Origin of the sequence: Rhizobium terrae, from assembly GCF_003425685.1 — a bacterium.
GTDB lineage: Bacteria > Pseudomonadota > Alphaproteobacteria > Rhizobiales > Rhizobiaceae > Neorhizobium > Neorhizobium terrae.
On sequence record NZ_QJKM01000015.1, the window covers coordinates 148,662 to 166,923 of the forward strand.

The 18,262-nt window shown below is 62.6% G+C and carries 15 protein-coding genes; 14 read left to right on the forward strand and 1 reads right to left on the reverse strand.

Annotated elements, in window-relative coordinates:
• Positions 1-11 precede the first annotated feature (11 nt).
• From DMO26_RS25470 to DMO26_RS25480, 3 genes are all read left to right on the forward strand, one after another.
• Entirely contained in the window at positions 12-899 is an 888-nt protein-coding gene (locus DMO26_RS25470) for a F0F1 ATP synthase subunit gamma (RefSeq protein WP_117195047.1), read from the forward strand.
• A gap of 24 nt (positions 900-923) precedes the next feature.
• Entirely contained in the window at positions 924-2,354 is a 1,431-nt protein-coding gene (gene atpD, locus DMO26_RS25475; RefSeq protein ID WP_117195048.1) for a F0F1 ATP synthase subunit beta, read from the forward strand.
• Between the two features lie 111 nt (positions 2,355-2,465).
• On the forward strand, positions 2,466-2,873 hold the full coding sequence (locus tag DMO26_RS25480) for a F0F1 ATP synthase subunit epsilon (protein ID WP_117195050.1): 408 nt from the start codon (positions 2,466-2,468) through the stop codon (positions 2,871-2,873).
• Between the two features lie 243 nt (positions 2,874-3,116).
• Here the strand turns inward: DMO26_RS25480 and DMO26_RS25485 are convergent, their stop codons facing one another.
• The gene (locus DMO26_RS25485; protein ID WP_117195157.1) at positions 3,117-4,013 is read right to left on the reverse strand and encodes a LysR substrate-binding domain-containing protein; all 897 of its coding nucleotides are present in this window, start codon (positions 4,011-4,013) and stop codon (positions 3,117-3,119) included.
• A 109-nt stretch (positions 4,014-4,122) separates the two neighbouring features.
• On the opposite strand from DMO26_RS25485, the gene DMO26_RS25490 reads away from it, so the two are divergent.
• The 11 genes from DMO26_RS25490 to DMO26_RS25545 all read left to right on the forward strand — a co-directional run bounded on the left by DMO26_RS25490 (position 4,123) and on the right by DMO26_RS25545 (position 18,145).
• Positions 4,123-5,268, forward strand: a complete 1,146-nt coding sequence (locus DMO26_RS25490) for an iron-containing alcohol dehydrogenase (protein WP_117195052.1) — start codon at positions 4,123-4,125, stop codon at positions 5,266-5,268.
• 13 nt (positions 5,269-5,281) lie between these two features.
• The gene (locus tag DMO26_RS25495; protein WP_117195054.1) at positions 5,282-6,781 is read left to right on the forward strand and encodes an aldehyde dehydrogenase family protein; all 1,500 of its coding nucleotides are present in this window, start codon (positions 5,282-5,284) and stop codon (positions 6,779-6,781) included.
• A 21-nt stretch (positions 6,782-6,802) separates the two neighbouring features.
• On the forward strand, positions 6,803-7,927 hold the full coding sequence (locus tag DMO26_RS25500) for a mandelate racemase/muconate lactonizing enzyme family protein (protein ID WP_117195055.1): 1,125 nt from the start codon (positions 6,803-6,805) through the stop codon (positions 7,925-7,927).
• Between the two features lie 59 nt (positions 7,928-7,986).
• Positions 7,987-8,919, forward strand: coding sequence for an L-lactate dehydrogenase (locus DMO26_RS25505; RefSeq protein WP_117195057.1), 933 nt, complete (start codon positions 7,987-7,989; stop codon positions 8,917-8,919).
• A gap of 82 nt (positions 8,920-9,001) precedes the next feature.
• The gene (locus DMO26_RS25510) at positions 9,002-9,895 is read left to right on the forward strand and encodes a LysR family transcriptional regulator (protein ID WP_117195059.1); all 894 of its coding nucleotides are present in this window, start codon (positions 9,002-9,004) and stop codon (positions 9,893-9,895) included.
• Between the two features lie 169 nt (positions 9,896-10,064).
• Entirely contained in the window at positions 10,065-10,544 is a 480-nt protein-coding gene (locus DMO26_RS25515) for a formate dehydrogenase subunit gamma (RefSeq protein WP_117195061.1), read from the forward strand.
• Positions 10,541-12,097 (forward strand): formate dehydrogenase beta subunit, encoded by a 1,557-nt coding sequence (locus tag DMO26_RS25520; protein ID WP_117195063.1) that lies wholly within the window; start codon positions 10,541-10,543, stop codon positions 12,095-12,097. The genes DMO26_RS25515 and DMO26_RS25520 overlap by 4 nt, the downstream gene beginning before the upstream one ends.
• A gap of 4 nt (positions 12,098-12,101) precedes the next feature.
• Complete coding sequence (gene fdhF / locus DMO26_RS25525; protein ID WP_117195065.1) at positions 12,102-14,981, forward strand: formate dehydrogenase subunit alpha; 2,880 nt, start codon at positions 12,102-12,104, stop codon at positions 14,979-14,981.
• Positions 14,982-15,225: 244 nt separating this feature from the next.
• The gene (gene fdhD / locus DMO26_RS25535; protein WP_117195067.1) at positions 15,226-16,053 is read left to right on the forward strand and encodes a formate dehydrogenase accessory sulfurtransferase FdhD; all 828 of its coding nucleotides are present in this window, start codon (positions 15,226-15,228) and stop codon (positions 16,051-16,053) included.
• Entirely contained in the window at positions 16,043-16,417 is a 375-nt protein-coding gene (locus tag DMO26_RS25540; RefSeq protein WP_117195069.1) for a formate dehydrogenase subunit delta, read from the forward strand. Before fdhD ends, DMO26_RS25540 begins: the two co-directional genes overlap by 11 nt.
• A gap of 75 nt (positions 16,418-16,492) precedes the next feature.
• On the forward strand, positions 16,493-18,145 hold the full coding sequence (locus tag DMO26_RS25545; RefSeq protein ID WP_117195071.1) for an OFA family MFS transporter: 1,653 nt from the start codon (positions 16,493-16,495) through the stop codon (positions 18,143-18,145).
• Positions 18,146-18,262 lie beyond the last annotated feature (117 nt).

The window sequence follows — 18,262 nt, forward strand, 5'->3', positions numbered from 1 at the left end:
ACCGATAACGGATGCCTTCACTCAAGGATCTGAAGAACCGGATCGCCTCCGTCAAGGCGACGCAGAAGATCACCAAAGCGATGAAAATGGTCGCTGCGGCGAAACTGCGCCGTGCGCAGGAGGCGGCCGAGGCCGCCCGTCCTTATGCGGAACGGATGAACAAGGTGCTGGCCAGCCTTTCGGCTGCCAATGCCGGCAATGCCGAGGCGCCGCTCCTGCTTTCGGGCACGGGCAAAGACCAGGTTCACCTCCTGATCGTCGCAACCGGCGAACGCGGTCTGGCCGGGGGCTTCAATTCCTCGATCATCCGCCTTGCCCGAGACCACGCGCTGAAGCTCATCGCCCAGGGCAAGACGGTGAAGATCCTGACCGTCGGCCGCAAGGGCAACGACATCCTGCGCCGTTCCTTCCGCGAGAACATCGTCGACTACGTGACGTTCCGCGAAGTGAAGTCGCTCGGTTTCGCCCAGGCCGACGAAGTGGCGCACAAGGTTCTTGCACTCTTCAACGCCGGCGAGTTCGACGTCGCGACACTGTTCTTCGCCCGCTTCCAGTCAGTGATCTCGCAGGTTGCGACCGCGCAGCAGATCATTCCGGCCAAGTTCGAAACCACAGGTGCAGAGGCTGCGGCCGACGCTTCTTCGGCTCTCTACGAATACGAGCCGAGCGAAGAGGAAATCCTCGAAGACCTGCTGCCGAAGAACATCGCGGTGCAGATCTTCCGGGCGCTGCTCGAAAACAACGCTTCCTTCTATGGCGCGCAGATGTCCGCGATGGACAACGCAACGCGCAATGCCGGTGACATGATCAACAAGCTGACACTCAACTACAACCGTCAGCGCCAGGCGCAGATCACCAAGGAACTCATTGAAATCATTTCGGGCGCGGAAGCGCTCTGAGGTACAAGAAAGAGGGTAAGTATCATGGCTATCGCAACGGGCACGTCCCTCGGTAAGGTGACGCAGGTTATCGGCGCCGTCGTCGACGTCGCATTCGACGGCGAACTGCCGGCGATCCTGAACGCGCTTGAAACCGACAACAACGGCAATCGCCTCGTTCTCGAAGTCGCGCAGCACCTCGGCGAAAACTCCGTCCGCACGATCGCGATGGATAGCACCGAAGGTCTCGTTCGCGGTCAGCAGGTTGCCGACACCGGCGCTCCGATCACAGTTCCGGTCGGTCCGGAAACGCTCGGCCGCATCATGAACGTCATCGGCGAGCCGGTCGACGAAGCTGGTCCGCTTACCACGTCCGGCAGGCGCGCCATCCACCAGGAAGCTCCGTCCTACGTCGACCAGTCGACCGAGGGCCAGATCCTCGTCACCGGCATCAAGGTCGTCGATCTTCTCGCGCCTTACGCAAAGGGCGGCAAGATCGGCCTTTTCGGCGGTGCAGGCGTCGGCAAGACCGTTCTCATCATGGAACTCATCAACAACGTCGCGAAGGCACACGGCGGTTACTCCGTGTTCGCGGGCGTCGGTGAGCGCACCCGCGAAGGCAACGACCTCTATCACGAAATGATCGAGTCGGGCGTCAACAAGCATGGCGGCGGCGAAGGCTCCAAGGCCGCGCTGGTTTACGGCCAGATGAACGAACCGCCGGGCGCCCGCGCTCGCGTCGCTCTGACGGGTTTGACCATCGCCGAAGACTTCCGCGACAAGGGGCAGGACGTTCTGTTCTTCGTCGACAACATCTTCCGCTTCACCCAGGCAGGTTCGGAAGTGTCCGCTCTGCTCGGCCGTATCCCGTCGGCCGTCGGTTATCAGCCGACGCTTGCGACCGACATGGGCGCGATGCAGGAGCGCATCACCACCACGACAAAGGGTTCGATCACCTCGGTTCAGGCCATCTACGTTCCGGCCGACGACCTGACCGACCCGGCACCGGCAACCTCGTTCGCGCACCTGGACGCTACGACCGTTCTGTCGCGCTCGATCGCCGAAAAGGGCATTTATCCGGCCGTCGACCCGCTCGACTCCACCTCGCGCATGCTCGACCCGATGGTCGTCGGCGAAGAGCACTACGAAGTCGCCCGTAAGGTCCAGACGACGCTGCAGCGCTACAAGGCCCTGCAGGACATCATCGCCATCCTCGGCATGGACGAACTGTCCGAAGAGGACAAGATGACGGTGGCCCGCGCCCGCAAGATCGAGCGCTTCCTGTCTCAGCCGTTCTTCGTCGCCGAAGTCTTCACCGGTTCGCCGGGCAAGCTCGTCGCGCTTGAAGACACGATCAAGGGCTTCAAGGGCCTGGTCAACGGCGAATACGACCACCTGCCGGAAGCTGCCTTCTACATGGTCGGTTCGATCGAAGAAGCCATGGAAAAGGCAAAGAAGCTGGCTGAAGCCGCTTGATAGCTGACAAGACGGCGCGTGGGCGAATTCCGGCGCGCCATTCCTGCATGTGAGACGCAAGCCCGCGCAGAGCATTCCAGCCCCGTGGGATAATCGAGGAAGTGGACCTTCATGGCCGACGCTTTCAACTTTGAACTGGTTTCGCCCGAGCGGCTGCTCGTTTCGGAAAAGGTCTCCGAAGTGGTGATCCCGGCGACGCTTGGCGAAATGACGGTGCTTGCCAACCATGCGCCGACGATGACAACCATCAAGCCGGGCGTGGTTTCCGTGAAGCTTGCTTCCGGTCAGGTCAACAAATACGTCGTATTCGGCGGCTTCGCCGACATCCTGCCGACGAGTTGCACGCTGCTGGCGGAGTCGGCGGTGCCGGCCAACGAGCTGACCCGCGACACGCTGCAGAAGCGCATCGAGGCGACGCAGGCCGAAATTTCCAAGGCGACCGGGGACGAGCACAAGACGAAGCTGGAGCAGTTCCTTGCCGAACTGACCCACCTCAACGGTGTAGTTGTCGCCGCCTGATCGAGACAGCTGCGACCGGATGAAGACAAGGCGGCCCTCGGACCGCCTTTTTTCTTTTTGCCGAGATGTTTTTGACGCGTCCGGTGCCCTTCCTTCGTTATCTTCGGGCTTATATCGAGGATCCGCTGAGCCTCGGTGGAAATCGATGCAGATGTTTGGAAGATCGCCAAGCATGTTGGAGGCAGGCTCGCGCATGGCCGGAAACGGTGCCTTCAGCCGCGAGTTATGCCCAGCCCGTGACGGCTAGAGTCCTGACAATAGATGCTGGTGAAGGCGGGCGGCGCCGGGGGACAGGGAGCGATAGCGCGGCATGCCGAGGTAATAGCCGTAACCGGTTTCGACGCGATCCGAACCGAGTTCGACCAGGGTGCCGGCCGCCAGTTCCTCGGCAATCAGGCCGGTGCTGCCGAGAGTGATGCCCTCGCCGCGCAAGGCCGCATCGACAGCCATGGAATAGGTCGAAAACGAGAAACGGGGACTCGGTCGGACCTTCGGAGGGCGCTGGATGCGGGTGAACCACTGGCGAAAGGATATCCAGTGGGCGTTGAACCGTTCGTAGTCGATGAGGTCGAGGCCGGCGATCTGCTCGGCGGAAAGGGTTGGCCGATCCAGGCTGCGCCGTGCGAGATAGGCGGGCGAGGCGACGGGCACGAGAATCTCCTTCATCAACAGCGTCAGGTTCCAGCGAGGATGCTCGCCGGTGGCATAGAGAATGACGAGGTCATTGGCCTCCGATGCCAGTTCGGAGGGCGAGTCGGTGGTCAGCAGCCGGACGGAGACCGACGGGCTTTCATTGTCGAAATCCTTCAGCCGCTTGCCGAGCCAGAGATGCGAGACCGAGCCGCTGGCCGCGATCGAGATGATCTCCCGTCCGCCGCCGCGGAACGGCTCCAGACTCTCCTCCAGATATTCGAGCGTGGCACGCACCCGCTGGGACAGCCGTTCGCCTTCCGGCGTCAGGGCCAGGTTGCGGCCGCGCCGGGTGAAGAGCCTGGCGCCGAGCTGGTCTTCCAGCCCCTGAATGCGACGGCTGACGGCGGCCTGGGTGATATGCAGTTCGCGACCGGCGCGGGAGAAGTTCATGAAGCGGCAGGCGGCATCGAAGACACGGAAGGCCTCCAGAGGGATTCGGTCAAGCATCGACATCTCCATAACTTCAGATCATCAACTAACCCGAAAAAGCGATGGATTTGAAGATGTGAGATCGTGATGCAGACTGGCTGCATTCTCTTGAGCCGGATTTTGCCCCTTGTCATTCTCGACCTCCTTCATTCCCGACATACGCTTCGGCGCCGGTTCCTTCGGCGAGGTCGCTTCCGCCGCCAAGTGTTTTGAAAACGTCCGCAAGGCGCTTGTCGTCATGGATGGTTTTCTCGCTTCGTCGGGGCTCGCCAGGACGCTCGCGGGCGATCTCGCCGAAGCGGGGATCGAACCTTTCCTGTATTCGGATTTCTCGGGCGAGCCGAAGCTCGACCATGTGCGTGCGGCGACGGAGGCGGCCAGAGGGACTGATCTGGTGATCGGGGTTGGTGGCGGATCGGCGCTGGATATCGCCAAGATCGCTGCCTGTTGCGCCGCTTCCGGCGAGGATGTGATGCGCTATGCGCTGGCCGTGAACCCGCTTCCGAAGAACCCGCTCAGGAAGATCATGGTGCCGACCACGGCCGGCACCGGGTCCGAGACGTCCGCAACCAACATCTTCACTGGTCCTGAAAGCAGGAAACTATGGATCTGGGGCAGGGAGACCAAGGCGGATCTCGTTCTTCTCGATCCGGCGCTCACCCTGTCGCTGCCACCGCATCTGACCGCCTGGTGCGGCATGGACGCCTTCATCCATGCGTTCGAGGCCTGTACCAACCGTAATGCGCATATGGGCGCGAAGCTTTATGCCCACGAGGCGATGCGGCTGGTAGCGGGGTCGCTGGAGGCCGCGGTCAAGGTGCCAGGAAATCTCGACGCTCGCGGCAGGGTTCTGCTGGGCTCCTGTTATGCAGGCATCGCGATCGACAATTGCGGCACGGCGGTGGCGCACAATATCAGTCATGCGCTGGCCGGGCTGGCGCCGATCCATCACGGGCTTGCCACGGCACTCGGTTTCGAGGCGAGCCTGGCCTGGCTCATTGAGGCGAACACGCCGGACCTCCATGCGGCGGCCAAGGTGCTCAAGCTTGAATCCGTGGCCGCACTGCCGGCTTTCGTTTCCGATCTGATGAACCGCTGCGGCATTGTCCGCGCCCTGCCGAAGGGTTTCGAACCGTTTACGGCAGCTGATCTGGCGGCCGAGATGTGGGCTCCGGAGAACCAGCCGATGCGGCGCTCGACCATCCGGGATATTTTCGATGCCGACATTCATGCCCTTGCGGGGAAAGTCATGTCGCTGCCAAAAACATTATGACAGGGAGGCTCCGATGAGCAGGACCTATACCCGCGACCATTGGGAAAATGCGCTTGTTCACCTTAGACCGGAGGGCCGGCATTTTATCGACGGCGAGTTCCGGGCGTCGGCATCCGGCGAAACTTTCACCCGCATCCGGCCGATGGACGGCAAACCCGGTGCCGAACTCGCACGCGGCCGAGCAGCGGATATCGATGCGGCGGTGATAGCGGCGCGGACGGCGTTCGAGACCGGCGTCTGGCGGAGGAGGGAGCCGCTCGAAAGGAAAAGGATCATGCTGCGCTGGGCGGACCTGATCCGGGAGCATGGCGAGGAACTCGCCCTGCTGGAGACACTCGATGTCGGCAAGCCGGTGCTGGCATCGCTGAATGTCGACGTGAGACTCTGTGCCGACGGCATCCAGTATTATGCCGAGATGATCGACAAGATGTATGACGAAATCGCCCCCACGGGACCGAATGCCCGCGCGCTGGTCCGCAAGGTGCCGCTCGGGGTGGTCGGCGCGATCACGCCGTGGAACTATCCGATGATCATCGACGCCTGGAAGCTCGGGCCGGCGATCGCGGCGGGCAATTCCGTCGTGCTGAAGCCGGCCGAGCAGTCGTCGCTTTCGGCGATCCGGCTCGCAGCGCTGGCCGCCGAGGCTGGTCTGCCCGCAGGCGTGTTGAATGTCGTGACTGGTTATGGCGAGGAGGCGGGCAAGCCGCTGGCGCTGCACATGGACGTCGACATGATCGCCTTTACCGGCTCGACCGAAGTGGGCAAGCTGATCATGGGTTATGCGGCGCAATCGAACGTCAAGCGTGTGGCGCTGGAACTCGGCGGCAAGTCGCCGCTCGTGGTCTTCGAGGATGCCGATCTGGACGCGGCCGCTTCAGCGGCGGCCTGGGGCTGTTTCTACAATTCGGGGGAAACCTGCCATGCCTCGACGCGGCTTCTGGTGCAGCGGTCGGTGCAGGACAAGCTGATCGAGAAGATCGAAGCGGTGACGAAGAGCGATATCGCCTTGGCGCATCCCTTTGATCCCTCGGCCCAGATCGGGGCGCTGATCGAGGAAGAGCACATGAGGAAAGTGCTGGGCATGATCGCGGCCGGGGAAAAGGAGGGGGCAAGGCGGGCCTTCGGCGCGCAGCAGGTTCTCACCGAGACAGGGGGATATTACGTTTCCCCGGGCGTCTTCGTCGACATGACGAACGACATGAGCCTGGCACGGCAGGAGATTTTTGGCCCGGTGCTGGCCGCGATCCCCTTCGATACGGAAGAGGAGGCGCTGAGACTTGCCAACGACACGATCTATGGCTTGGCGGGCGCGGTGTTCACAAAGGACATGGACCGGGCGCATCGGTTCTCCGAGGCGATCCATGCGGGCACGGTGTGGATCAATACCTATGACATGTCGAACTTCGCCACGCCCTTCGGCGGGTTCAGGCAGTCGGGTTTCGGACGCGACCGTTCGGTGCACGCGATCGACAAATATTGCGACTACAAGACGATCTGGCAGCAGTTCGGATAGGCACTCGCCCGGGGAGGGGATATGAGCCGCATCGCCTCGATAGACATTTCGCATCACCGCCTGAAGCTCGATCCGCCGTTCAAGGCAAGCTGGGATGGTAGGCCGCGGCATTATTTCGACGCCACGATCGTGCGGGTGCGGGATGAGGATGGCCGCGAGGGGATCGGGTCCGGTGACCTGATGAAGGGGTTCGAAGGGCACGAGGACCTGTTCATCGGGCAGGACCCGCGGCATCTGGAACGCCATTACGAGGTGCTGTCGCATATCAATTTTCATTATGGCCGTTGCTGGCCGCTCGATCTGGCGCTGTGGGACCTCGCCGGCAAGGTGACCGGCGAGCCGGTGTGGCGCATGCTCGGCGGGCGGGCCGATCGGGTGCGGCTTTATGCGTCCTCCGGGGTGTTGCGGGAACCCGTTGACATGGCGGAGCAGGCGGAGCGTTACGTGGAGGAAGGGTTTCCGGCGATGAAGGTGCGCTTTTCCTCTTCCGCCGGCGGGCGGTCGAGCTGGCGCGACGACATCGAGGCGTTGGAGGCGATCCGCATGCGGGTGGGTTCGAAGCTGGAGCTCATGGTCGACTGTAACCAGGGTTGGCGCATGCCCTGGGATACGACGCTTCCCTGGACCTTCAAGGATGCGCTCGCCGTGGCGCGGGAACTGGAGCAACTCGGCGTCTATTGGATGGAAGAGCCGCTGCACCGCTCCGACCTCAAGGGCATGAAGGCGCTGAAGGATGCGACCTGCGTGCGCATTGCCGGTGGCGAGATGACCCGGGAACTTCATGAATTCCGCGACATCATCGAAGAGCGAGCCCTGGACGTGATCCAGCCGGATGTGGCGCTGGTGGGCGGCATAACCGGCTGCCGGCGGCTTGTCTACCAGGCGCGCGAGGCGGGCATGATGTTCACGCCGCATAGCTGGACCAACGGCATCGGCGTGCTGGCCAACGCGCATCTGACGGCCGGTGCGGGCGACGCGCCGTTTCTCGAATATCCCTACGACAATCCCGAATGGAGCGAGGCGAGGCGGGATTTCTTGCTTGTTGAGCCGCTCCAACATGCGGGCGGCTGGCTGAAGCTCGGCGAGGCGCCGGGTCTCGGCATCGTGCTGGACGAAGAGCGGTTGAAGGCGACGCGGATCAGCTGAATTCCGTTATCCCGATGCCATGGATTTCCGTTAGGTTGCGCGCTTTCGGGAGATGGTTCATGAAAATCGGCATCGTCGGGGCAGGGATGGTGGGAAGTTCGGCGGGTTTTGCGCTCGCCATCACGGGCACGGCCAGCGAACTGGTGCTGGTCGACCGGAACGAGGCGCTGGCGATTGCGCAGGCCGAGGATATTTCCCATGCGGTACCGTTCATGTCGGCTACCCGCGTCAGGGCAGGCAATTATGCCGATCTGGCTGGGGCCGGTGTCGTCATCCTGGCGGCCGGTGTGAACCAGAAGCCGGGCGAGACGCGGCTGGAATTGCTGGAGCGTAATGCCTCGGTCTTCCAGGAGATTGTCGGACAGGTTCTGAGCGTGGTGCCCGCCCCCATCCTGCTGGTCGCGTCCAATCCCGTGGATATCATCACCCAGATGACGACGCGGCTCTCCGGCCTGTCGCCGCAGCGGGTGATCGGTTCCGGGACGATCCTGGATACCGCCCGGTTCCGCAGCCTGGTCGGCCGGCACTTGAAAATCTCTCCGCAATCCATCCACGCCTATGTGGTCGGCGAGCACGGTGATAGTGAAGTGCTGGCCTGGTCCGGCGCGCGTGCGGGTTCGGTGGACCTTGCGTCTTTCGCAGCCCAGGTCGGCGCGCCGTTGACGAACGAGGTCCGGATGTCGATCGATCACGACGTCCGCAACGCCGCTTACAAGATCATCGCGGGAAAGGGTGCGACCTATTACGGCATCGGCGCCGGGCTTGTGCGTATCGTCAGGGCGATCGCTTCGGATCAGGGCGCCGTGTTGTCGGTCTCGATGCTCACGGAAAGGGTGGCGGGTGTGGAACATGTGGCACTGTCGCTGCCGCGCGTCGTTGGTGCGACGGGAGTGACGGCCGATCTCTTTCCGGATCTTGATCCGGCCGAAAATCTGGCGTTGCAGCAGAGCGCCGAATTGCTCAAGCAATTGGCCGATAGCCTGAACGTCTGAAGCCACACCAGCGCGGATATGATTGTTGCGGCCTTGTCTGTCGTCCCTCGACAGGCTAGCCCTTTCCACGCGGAGGATTGCGATGATCGACAAGCTGGAATTCTTCATTGCACTGGCGCGCGAGGCGCATTTCGGGCGGGCGGCAGAAGAATGCGGCATCTCGCAACCTTCGCTTTCGGCGGCGATCCGCCAGCTCGAGGAACAGCTCGGCGTGCAGCTCGTCGTGCGCGGCTCCCGTTATCAGGGCCTGACTCCGGAGGGCCAGCGCGTACTGGAATGGGCAAAACGCATCGTCGGCGACGCGCGCACCATGCGAGAGGAGATGCGGGCGGCCCGCAAGGGCCTTGCCGGTCATATACGCCTCGCCTCCATCCCGACGGCGCTTGCGATGATTCCGCGCCTGACCGAGCCTTTCCAGGCGAAACACCCGGACGTGACCTTTTCGGTCGTGTCGCGCAATTCGCTGCAAGTGCTCTCCCAGCTCGATAATTTCGAGATCGACGCGGGCATCACCTATCTCGACAACGAACCGTTGGGGCGCGTCACCAGCGTGCCGCTTTATGCGGAGCGGTACAATCTGGTAACCGCGGAGGGAGCGCCCTTTGCGGACCGGGAAAGCGTCACCTGGAGGGAGATGGCCGATCTTAGGCTCTGCCTATTGACGCCCGACATGCAGAACCGCCGGATCATCAACCAGCACCTTGTCGAGGCCGGTATTACGGTAAGGCCGATGCTCGAATCGAACTCCATGGTCGTGCTGCTTTCGCATATCGGCACCGGCCGGTGGGCGAGCATCATGCCGCGCAACGTCGCCCGATCCTATGGTTTTGCCAAGCAAATCCGTACCATTCCGATCGTCGAGCCGGAGGCTAGCCATATCGTCGGACTGGTTGCAACTCACCGGGAACCCTTCACGCCCCTGGTTTCAGCGCTTCTTCATGAAGCTCGCAGCCTTACTCCTGCCGCCATGGCTTGATAGCTTTTTTCTATCGCGTAACCGATCTCCTTTATTGACGGTTGCGGGCAGGGTTGCAAGACTCCATCCCCAGTAGGCGAAGTACGACTGTCGAACAGCTTCGCCAGCTTTCTGGTCTTTCTTCATCGCGGGAGCGATCGAGACAAGGATCAGCGGGAGGCTAGAGATTATGAATGTGCGTATCTCCGCCGGTGAATTCACCGAGCGGTCGCTTGAGATCATCAGGGATCTGAAGCACCTGGAAGGCCCGATGCTGCCGATCCTGCATGCGATCCAGGCAGAGTTCGGCTACGTGCCGGAAGAGGTGAAGCCGGTCATCGCCAGCGAACTCAACCTGTCGCGCGCCGAGGTGCATGGCGTCGTGACCTTCTATCACGAGTTCCGCGATCACCCTGCCGGCCGGCACGTCCTGAAGCTCTGTCGGGCGGAAGCCTGCCAGTCGATGGGCAGCGACCGCATCGCCGATCGCGCCCGGCAGATGCTCGGTATCGACTTCCACCAGACGACGCTCGACGGCGCGGTGACGCTGGAAGCGGTCTATTGTCTCGGGCTTTGCGCCTGTGCGCCGGCCGCGATGCTGGATGGCGAAGTCTATGGCCGAGTCGATGAGCACTGTCTTTCCGAAATCGTGGCGGAGGTGCGTCGATGACGGTGACGATTTTCGTTCCGCGCGATGCTGCGGCACTGGCGCTCGGCGTCGAAAAGGTGGCGAAGGCGATCGCCCAGGAAATCGAGGCGCGCGGCCTCGATGCCAGGATCGTGCGCAATGGTTCGCGCGGCATGTTCTGGCTGGAGCCGCTGGTCGAGGTGCGCACCGAAGCGGGCCGCATCGCCTATGGTCCGGTGAAGGCCGGCGATGTGAAGGGCCTGTTCGATGCCGGTTTCCTGACCGGAGGCAATCACCCGCTCTGTCTCGGGCTGACGAAGGAAATCCCTTTCCTCCGTCAGCAGACGCGCCTGACCTTTTCCCGTTGCGGCGTCACCGATCCGCTCTCGCTCGACGACTACCGGCATTATCAGGGCCTGAAGGGGCTCGAAAGGGCGATCGCAATGACGCCGGCCGAGATCGTCAGGCAAGTGACCGATAGCGGCCTGCGCGGCCGCGGCGGCGCAGGCTTCCCGACCGGCATCAAATGGAAGACGGTGATGGATGCGGCAGGCCCGCTGAAATACATCGTCTGTAACGCCGATGAAGGCGATAGCGCCACATTCGCCGACCGTATGATCATGGAGGGCGATCCCTTCGTGCTGATCGAAGGCATGGCGATTGCCGGCATCGCGACAGGAGCCACCAAGGGCTATGTCTACATTCGCTCGGAATATCCACATGCCATAGCGACGATGACCGAGGCCGTCGAGATCGCGCGGACGACCGGCATTCTCGGGGCGTCTGTCCTGGGATCGGCGCATGCCTTCGACATCGAGATCCGCTCCGGGGCCGGCGCCTATGTCTGCGGCGAGGAAACCTCGCTGCTGAATTCGCTGGAGGGTAAACGTGGCATCGTGCGCGCTAAGCCGCCGCTGCCGGCGCTTAAAGGTTTTCTCGGCCGGCCGACGGTGGTCAACAACGTCATCTCGCTCGCTTCGGTGCCAGTCATCATGGATCGCGGCGCGGAGTTCTACAAGAATTTCGGCATGGGCCGGTCGCGGGGCACGATCCCGATCCAGATCGCCGGCAATGTCAAATATGGCGGCCTTTACGAAACGGCCTTCGGCCTGTCGCTCGGCGAGATCGTCGACCATATCGGTGGTGGCACCGCAACCGGGCGGCCGGTGAAGGCGGTGCAGGTGGGCGGTCCGCTTGGCGCCTATTTCCCGCGCGCGCTCTTCGATACGCCGTTCGACTATGAAGCTTTCGCAGCCAAGGATGGGCTGATCGGCCATGCGGGCATCACCGTGTTCGATGATACGGCCGATATGCTGAAGCAGGCGCGGTTCGCTATGGAGTTCTGTGCCATAGAAAGCTGCGGCAAGTGCACGCCCTGCCGCATCGGCTCGACCCGCGGCGTCGAGACGGCCGACAAGATCAGGCAAGGCATCGAGCCGGAGAAGAACAAGGCGCTGCTGGCGGACCTCTGCAACACGATGAAGTTCGGCTCGCTCTGCGCGCTTGGCGGCTTTACGCCTTATCCGGTGATGAGTGCGATGACGCATTTCCCGCAGGATTTCGCTCCAACACCCCTCATCGAAGCGGCGGAGTAACATCATGTCCCTCGTTCATGAAATCGACTACGGCACGCCGGTTTCCCGGTCCGAAACACAGGTCACGCTCACCATCGACGGTCGTTCGATCACCGTGCCGGAAGGCACCTCGATCATGCGCGCCTCGATGGAAGCCGGTATTCAGGTGCCGAAACTCTGCGCCACCGACATGGTAGACGCCTTCGGTTCCTGCCGCCTCTGCCTCGTGGAAATCGAAGGCCGCGCCGGAACGCCGGCCTCCTGTACCACGCCGGTGATGCCGGGCATGGTCGTGCACACCCAGACGGGCCGGTTGAAGGACATCCGCCGCGGCGTGATGGAACTCTATATCTCCGACCACCCGCTCGACTGTCTCACCTGCGCCGCCAATGGGGACTGCGAATTGCAGGATATGGCAGGTGCCGTGGGCCTTCGCGACGTGCGTTACGGCTACGAGGGAGATAACCACGTCAAGGCACGCAACAACGGCGAGATCAACGCCAAATGGATGCCGAAGGACGAGTCGAACCCGTATTTCACATACGATCCTTCGAAGTGCATCGTCTGCTCTCGTTGCGTCCGCGCCTGCGAAGAGGTGCAGGGCACGTTCGCGCTGACGATCGAAGGCCGTGGCTTTGGTTCGCGTGTTTCGCCCGGCATGCACGAGCATTTCCTCGATTCCGAATGCGTGTCCTGCGGCGCCTGCGTGCAGGCTTGCCCGACGGCGACGCTGACCGAAAAGTCGGTGATCGCGATCGGTCAGCCGGAACATTCGGAAGTCACCACCTGCGCCTATTGCGGGGTCGGCTGCTCCTTCAAGGCGGAGATGCGCGGCGAGGAACTGGTCCGCATGGTGCCGTGGAAGGATGGTCAAGCGAATCGCGGCCATTCCTGCGTCAAGGGCCGCTTCGCCTATGGTTATGCCACCCACAAGGACCGCATTCTCAACCCGATGATCCGCGAGAAGATCTCCGATCCGTGGCGGGAAGTGACCTGGGAAGAGGCTTTCGCGTATGTCGCTTCGGAATTCCGGCGGCTACAGTATCAGTATGGTCGCGAGTCGATCGGCGGTATCACGTCGTCGCGCTGCACCAACGAGGAGACTTTCCTCGTCCAGAAGCTGATCCGCGCCGGCTTCGGCAACAACAATGTCGATACCTGCGCCCGTGTCTGCCATTCTCCGACCGGGTATGGTCTCGGCCAGGCCTTCGGCACCTCGGCCGGAACGCAGAATTTCGATTCGGTCGAGCATACGGATGTCGTCATCGTCATCGGCGCCAATCCGACGGATGGCCATCCGGTCTTCGGGTCGCGGCTGAAGAAGCGGCTGCGCCAGGGCGCCAAGCTGATCGTCATCGATCCGCGCCGCATCGATCTCGTCCGCACGCCGCATGTGGAGGCCGACTATCACCTGCCGCTGCAGCCGGGCACCAACGTCGCCGTGCTGACGGCGCTCGCCCATGTCATCGTCACCGAAGGCCTGTTCGACGAGAAGTTCATCCGAGAGCGCTGCGACTGGTCCGAATTCGAAGATTGGGCCGCTTTCGTCTCCGAGGAACAGCACAGCCCCGAAGCCACGGAAAAGTTTACCGGCGTGCCGGCGCATCTCGTCCGCGGCGCGGCCCGGCTTTATGCAAAGGGCGGCAATGGCGCGATCTATTACGGCCTTGGCGTCACCGAGCACAGCCAGGGCTCGACGACCGTCATGGCGATCGCCAATCTTGCCATGGCGACCGGCAATATCGGCCGACCGGGCGTCGGCGTGAACCCGCTGCGTGGCCAGAACAATGTCCAGGGATCCTGCGACATGGGTTCCTTCCCGCATGAACTGCCGGGCTATCGCCATATCTCCGACGATGCGACCCGCGATATCTTTGAAAAGATGTGGGGCGTGACGCTCAACAACGAGCCGGGACTGCGTATACCGAACATGCTGGATGCCGCCGTGGAAGGTACGTTCAAGGGCATCTACATCCAAGGGGAAGACATCCTGCAGTCCGATCCGGATACCAAGCATGTATCCGCCGGGCTTGCCGCGATGGAATGCGTCGTCGTTCACGACCTCTTCCTCAACGAGACGGCCAATTACGCACATGTCTTCCTGCCGGGCTCGACCTTCCTCGAAAAGGACGGCACCTTTACCAATGCCGAACGCCGCATCAACCGCGTCCGCAAAGTGATGAGCCCGAAGAACGGTTATGCGGATTGGGAAGTCACCCAGAAGCTCGCCCAGGCCATGGGTCTCCACTGGAATTACACGCATCCGTCGCAGATCATGGACGAGATCGCCGCGACGACGCCGAGCTTCGCGCTCGTCTCCTACGACTATCTCGAAAAGATGGGCTCGGTTCAGTGGCCGTGCAACGAGAAGTTCCCGGAAGGCTCGCCGATCATGCACGTCAACGGCTTCGTGCGCGGCAAGGGCAAGTTCATCCGCACGGAATATGTGGCGACGGACGAGCGTACCGGCCCGCGCTTCCCGCTGCTGCTGACTACTGGCCGCATCCTCAGCCAGTACAATGTCGGCGCCCAGACACGGCGCACCGAGAACGTCGCCTGGCATGCGGAGGACCGGCTGGAAATCCATCCGCACGATGCCGAACAGCGCGGCATCAAGGAAGGCGACTGGATCAAGCTCACCAGCCGTTCTGGCGATACGACGCTTCGCGCGCTGATCACCGACCGCGTGGCACCGGGCGTGGTCTACACGACCTTCCATCACCCGAACACACAGGCGAACGTCATCACCACCGACTTCTCCGACTGGGCGACCAATTGCCCGGAATACAAGGTGACGGCGGTGCAGGTGTCGCCCTCCAACGGTCCGACGGAATGGCAGAGCGATTACGACGAACTGTCGCGACGGTCCCGGCGGATTGCGGGCAAGCTGGAGGCTGCGGAATAGTGTCGGTCGGCGGGCGACATACCCCCCTCTGCCCTGCCGGGCATCTCCCCCACAAGGGGGGAGATCGAAGGAGGCGTGCCCAGCGGTCTCTCTCCAATTTGTGGAAGGGCAGGAGGCCGGCAGAGAGTGGAGTTCGGCAATATCGAGGCCTTTGGTGGGGCAGGATCTTGCCTCTGGCCGATCTCCCCCCTTGTGGGGGAGATGCCCGGCAGGGCAGAGGGGGGTATTCCTGCCCCGACGTCCGATGACCTTATTCAAAACCACCGCCACTGCCCCCGAGATCGTGCGTCGCAATGGCGTGGTCCGCGCCGGTTTACGTGTCGTGCCGGAAGAAGTGCCGATCGCGTTTTCCTATGGCGGTTCCACCCATGCCGTGATGATGGGCACGCCGGCGGATCTCGAAGACTTCGCGGTCGGCTTCAGCCTGACGGAAGGCATCATCGCTTCGATGGCAGAGATCGAGGAGATCGCGGTCGTCGATGAGGGGCGCGGACTCGACGTGCAGGTGACGCTGGCCGAGGACAAGGAGGACGCGCTTCGCGCTCGCCGCCGGCATATGGCTGGACCGGTCGGTTGCGGGCTTTGCGGCATCGAGTCGATCGATCAGGCAATGCGGGTGGTGCCGGATGTTTCCGGCATACCAATGCCGCTGACCCCGAAGGATGTGACAGGGGCCATGGCGGCACTGAATGATGCGCAGCCGCTGCATGCGGAGACCCACGCGGTCCATGGTGCGGGGTTCTTTATCCCGGGCGAGGGTTTGGTTGCCGTGCGTGAGGATGTCGGGCGTCACAATGCGCTGGACAAACTCGCCGGGGCCATCATCCGCAAAGGCATGCAAGGCCCGCAGGGCATCGTGATCGTGACAAGCCGCATCTCGGTCGAGATGGTGCAGAAGACGGCGATATTAGGAGCGGCCGTGCTGGTCGCCATTTCCGCGCCGACCGCGCTCGCCATCCGCACGGCGGAGGAAGCGGGCATGACCTTGATCGCGCTGACGCGCGGCGAGGATTTCGAAATCTTTACGCGTACCGATCGCATGACCACCGGAGTTGTCGCCCATGTCGCCTGAAACGATCTCGCATGAGAAAAGTCCGGACCAGTTGGTGATGGACAAGATCGTCCGGATGGCGAACCAGATCGCCACTTTCTTCCTGTCGCAGCCGGAAAACGTGCGCGCGGAAGGGGTCGCCACCCATATCAACAAGTTCTGGGAGCCGCGTATGCGCCGGCACCTTTTCGAGCATCTCGACAATGGCGGGGCGGGGCTTCTGCCGCTCGTCATCCAAGCCTCGACGCTGATCCGCCGGCCGGAAGCCAGGGTGGGGTCGGGTGTCGGCGTCGGAGAGGATGCCGCGAAAAGCGCGCCGGGCGGCAAGGGTCCAGGGGAAGGTGAGTCGCTTTCCGAGCCGAACATGCCGGAAAGCACAGCATGAATTCTCTCCCAGGCAAGAGAGGGGTCGGGGAAGGATAAGACGACACAGCCATCATCCAGAGGGAGGATCCTGTACATGGCAGTCACAACGAACGAGGGCCTGGCCGGCGAAGTCGGGTTCCTCGACAGGGAACGTATTATCGCAAAACCGGGTTTCAACCGCTGGCTCGTTCCGCCCGCGGCGCTCGCCATCCACCTCTGCATCGGCATGGCATACGGCTTCAGCGTGTTTTGGCTACCGCTTTCCAAGGCCATTCCAGGGGCAGCGGACCCGTCCTGCGCCAGCCTGAACCTGGTCTCGGCGCTGTTCACGACAAGCTGCAACTGGCGCGTTGCGGATCTCGGCTGGATCTACACGCTGTTCTTCGTGCTGCTCGGCTGCTCGGCCGCCATCTGGGGCGGCTGGCTGGAACGGGTCGGCCCGCGCAAGGCCGGTTTCGTCTCGGCCTGCTGCTGGTGCGGCGGCATTCTCGTCGCGGCCATCGGCGTCATGACCCATCAGTTGTGGTTGATGTGGGTCGGCGCCGGCGTCATCGGCGGCGTCGGTCTCGGCCTCGGTTACATTTCCCCGGTCTCGACGCTGATCAAGTGGTTTCCGGACCGTCGCGGCATGGCGACCGGCATGGCGATCATGGGCTTCGGCGGCGGTGCGATGATCGGTGCGCCGCTCGCCAACCTGCTGATGAACTATTTCAAGACCGATGCGTCGGTCGGCGTGTGGCAGACCTTCATCGCCATGGCGGCGATCTATTTCTGCTTCATGATGGGCGGTGCCTTCGGCTACCGCATCCCGCCGGCCGGCTGGCGTCCGGAAGGCTGGTCGCCGCCGGTCTCGAAGTCGACGATGATCACTCACAAGCATGTCCATCTGCGCGACGCGCACAAGACGACGCAGTTCTGGCTGATCTGGGCTGTGCTTTGCCTGAACGTCTCGGCAGGCATCGGCGTCATCGGCATGGCTTCGCCGATGCTGCAGGAAATCTTCGCCGGCTCGCTGATCGGCCTGCCCAATCTGACGTTCTCGCAGCTCGACGCGGGCCAGAAGACGCAGATCGCGGCGATCGCCGCCGGTTTCACCGGCCTGCTCTCGCTCTTCAACATCGGCGGGCGGTTCTTCTGGGCCTCGCTTTCCGACAAGATCGGCCGCAAGAACACTTACTACACCTTCTTCGTCCTCGGGATCGTGCTTTATGCACTGGCTCCGACGCTGGCGGACATGGGGAGCAAAGCGCTCTTCGTGCTCGCATTCGGCATCATCCTGTCGATGTACGGCGGAGGCTTCGCCACCATTCCCGCCTATCTCGCGGATATTTTCGGAACGCAGTTCGTCGGTGCCATTCATGGTCGCCTGCTGACGGCCTGGGCAACGGCCGGCATCCTCGGGCCGGTGGTCGTCAACTATATCCGCGAGGCGCAGATCACGGCGGGCGTGGCGCCCGGACCGTCGCTCTACACAGGCACGATGTATATCCTTGCCGGCATGTTGGCCCTCGGGCTGGTTGCCAATGCCCTGGTGCGGCCGCTGTCCGACAAGTGGTTCATGTCGGATGAGGAGGTTGCCTCGCTGCAAGCAAGGACGGCCGCGGCGAAAGCCGGCCCGACCGGTTCCTTCGGCATCGGAACCGGTGGTTTCGACGCTAAGGCAGCTCTGGCCTGGGCGGTGGTCGGCATTCCGCTTCTCTGGGGTGTCTGGGTGACGCTGAAGAGCAGCTTCGCGCTGTTCGGGTAATCTTCCAGCCTGATCGCTGATGCGAAGAGCGGCAGGCAATGCCGCTCTTTGTCATTATGGCGTGCACAGAAAATTGAAGCGAGAAACGGAGGGTGCTCCGGTTGACGAGGCCGGATT

What these genes read in the sequence shown, in the direction of transcription:
- DMO26_RS25470 (WP_117195047.1), top strand. Translation starts at nt 12, where the DNA reads ATGCCTTCACTCAAGGATCTGAAGAACCGGATCGCCTCCGTCAAGGCG.
- atpD (WP_117195048.1), top strand. Translation starts at nt 924, where the DNA reads ATGGCTATCGCAACGGGCACGTCCCTCGGTAAGGTGACGCAGGTTATC.
- DMO26_RS25480 (WP_117195050.1), top strand. Translation starts at nt 2,466, where the DNA reads ATGGCCGACGCTTTCAACTTTGAACTGGTTTCGCCCGAGCGGCTGCTC.
- DMO26_RS25485 (WP_117195157.1), bottom strand. Translation starts at nt 4,013, where the DNA reads ATGCTTGACCGAATCCCTCTGGAGGCCTTCCGTGTCTTCGATGCCGCC.
- DMO26_RS25495 (WP_117195054.1), top strand. Translation starts at nt 5,282, where the DNA reads ATGAGCAGGACCTATACCCGCGACCATTGGGAAAATGCGCTTGTTCAC.
- DMO26_RS25500 (WP_117195055.1), top strand. Translation starts at nt 6,803, where the DNA reads ATGAGCCGCATCGCCTCGATAGACATTTCGCATCACCGCCTGAAGCTC.
- DMO26_RS25505 (WP_117195057.1), top strand. Translation starts at nt 7,987, where the DNA reads ATGAAAATCGGCATCGTCGGGGCAGGGATGGTGGGAAGTTCGGCGGGT.
- DMO26_RS25510 (WP_117195059.1), top strand. Translation starts at nt 9,002, where the DNA reads ATGATCGACAAGCTGGAATTCTTCATTGCACTGGCGCGCGAGGCGCAT.
- DMO26_RS25515 (WP_117195061.1), top strand. Translation starts at nt 10,065, where the DNA reads ATGAATGTGCGTATCTCCGCCGGTGAATTCACCGAGCGGTCGCTTGAG.
- DMO26_RS25520 (WP_117195063.1), top strand. Translation starts at nt 10,541, where the DNA reads ATGACGGTGACGATTTTCGTTCCGCGCGATGCTGCGGCACTGGCGCTC.
- fdhF (WP_117195065.1), top strand. Translation starts at nt 12,102, where the DNA reads ATGTCCCTCGTTCATGAAATCGACTACGGCACGCCGGTTTCCCGGTCC.
- fdhD (WP_117195067.1), top strand. Translation starts at nt 15,226, where the DNA reads ATGACCTTATTCAAAACCACCGCCACTGCCCCCGAGATCGTGCGTCGC.
- DMO26_RS25540 (WP_117195069.1), top strand. Translation starts at nt 16,043, where the DNA reads ATGTCGCCTGAAACGATCTCGCATGAGAAAAGTCCGGACCAGTTGGTG.
- DMO26_RS25545 (WP_117195071.1), top strand. Translation starts at nt 16,493, where the DNA reads ATGGCAGTCACAACGAACGAGGGCCTGGCCGGCGAAGTCGGGTTCCTC.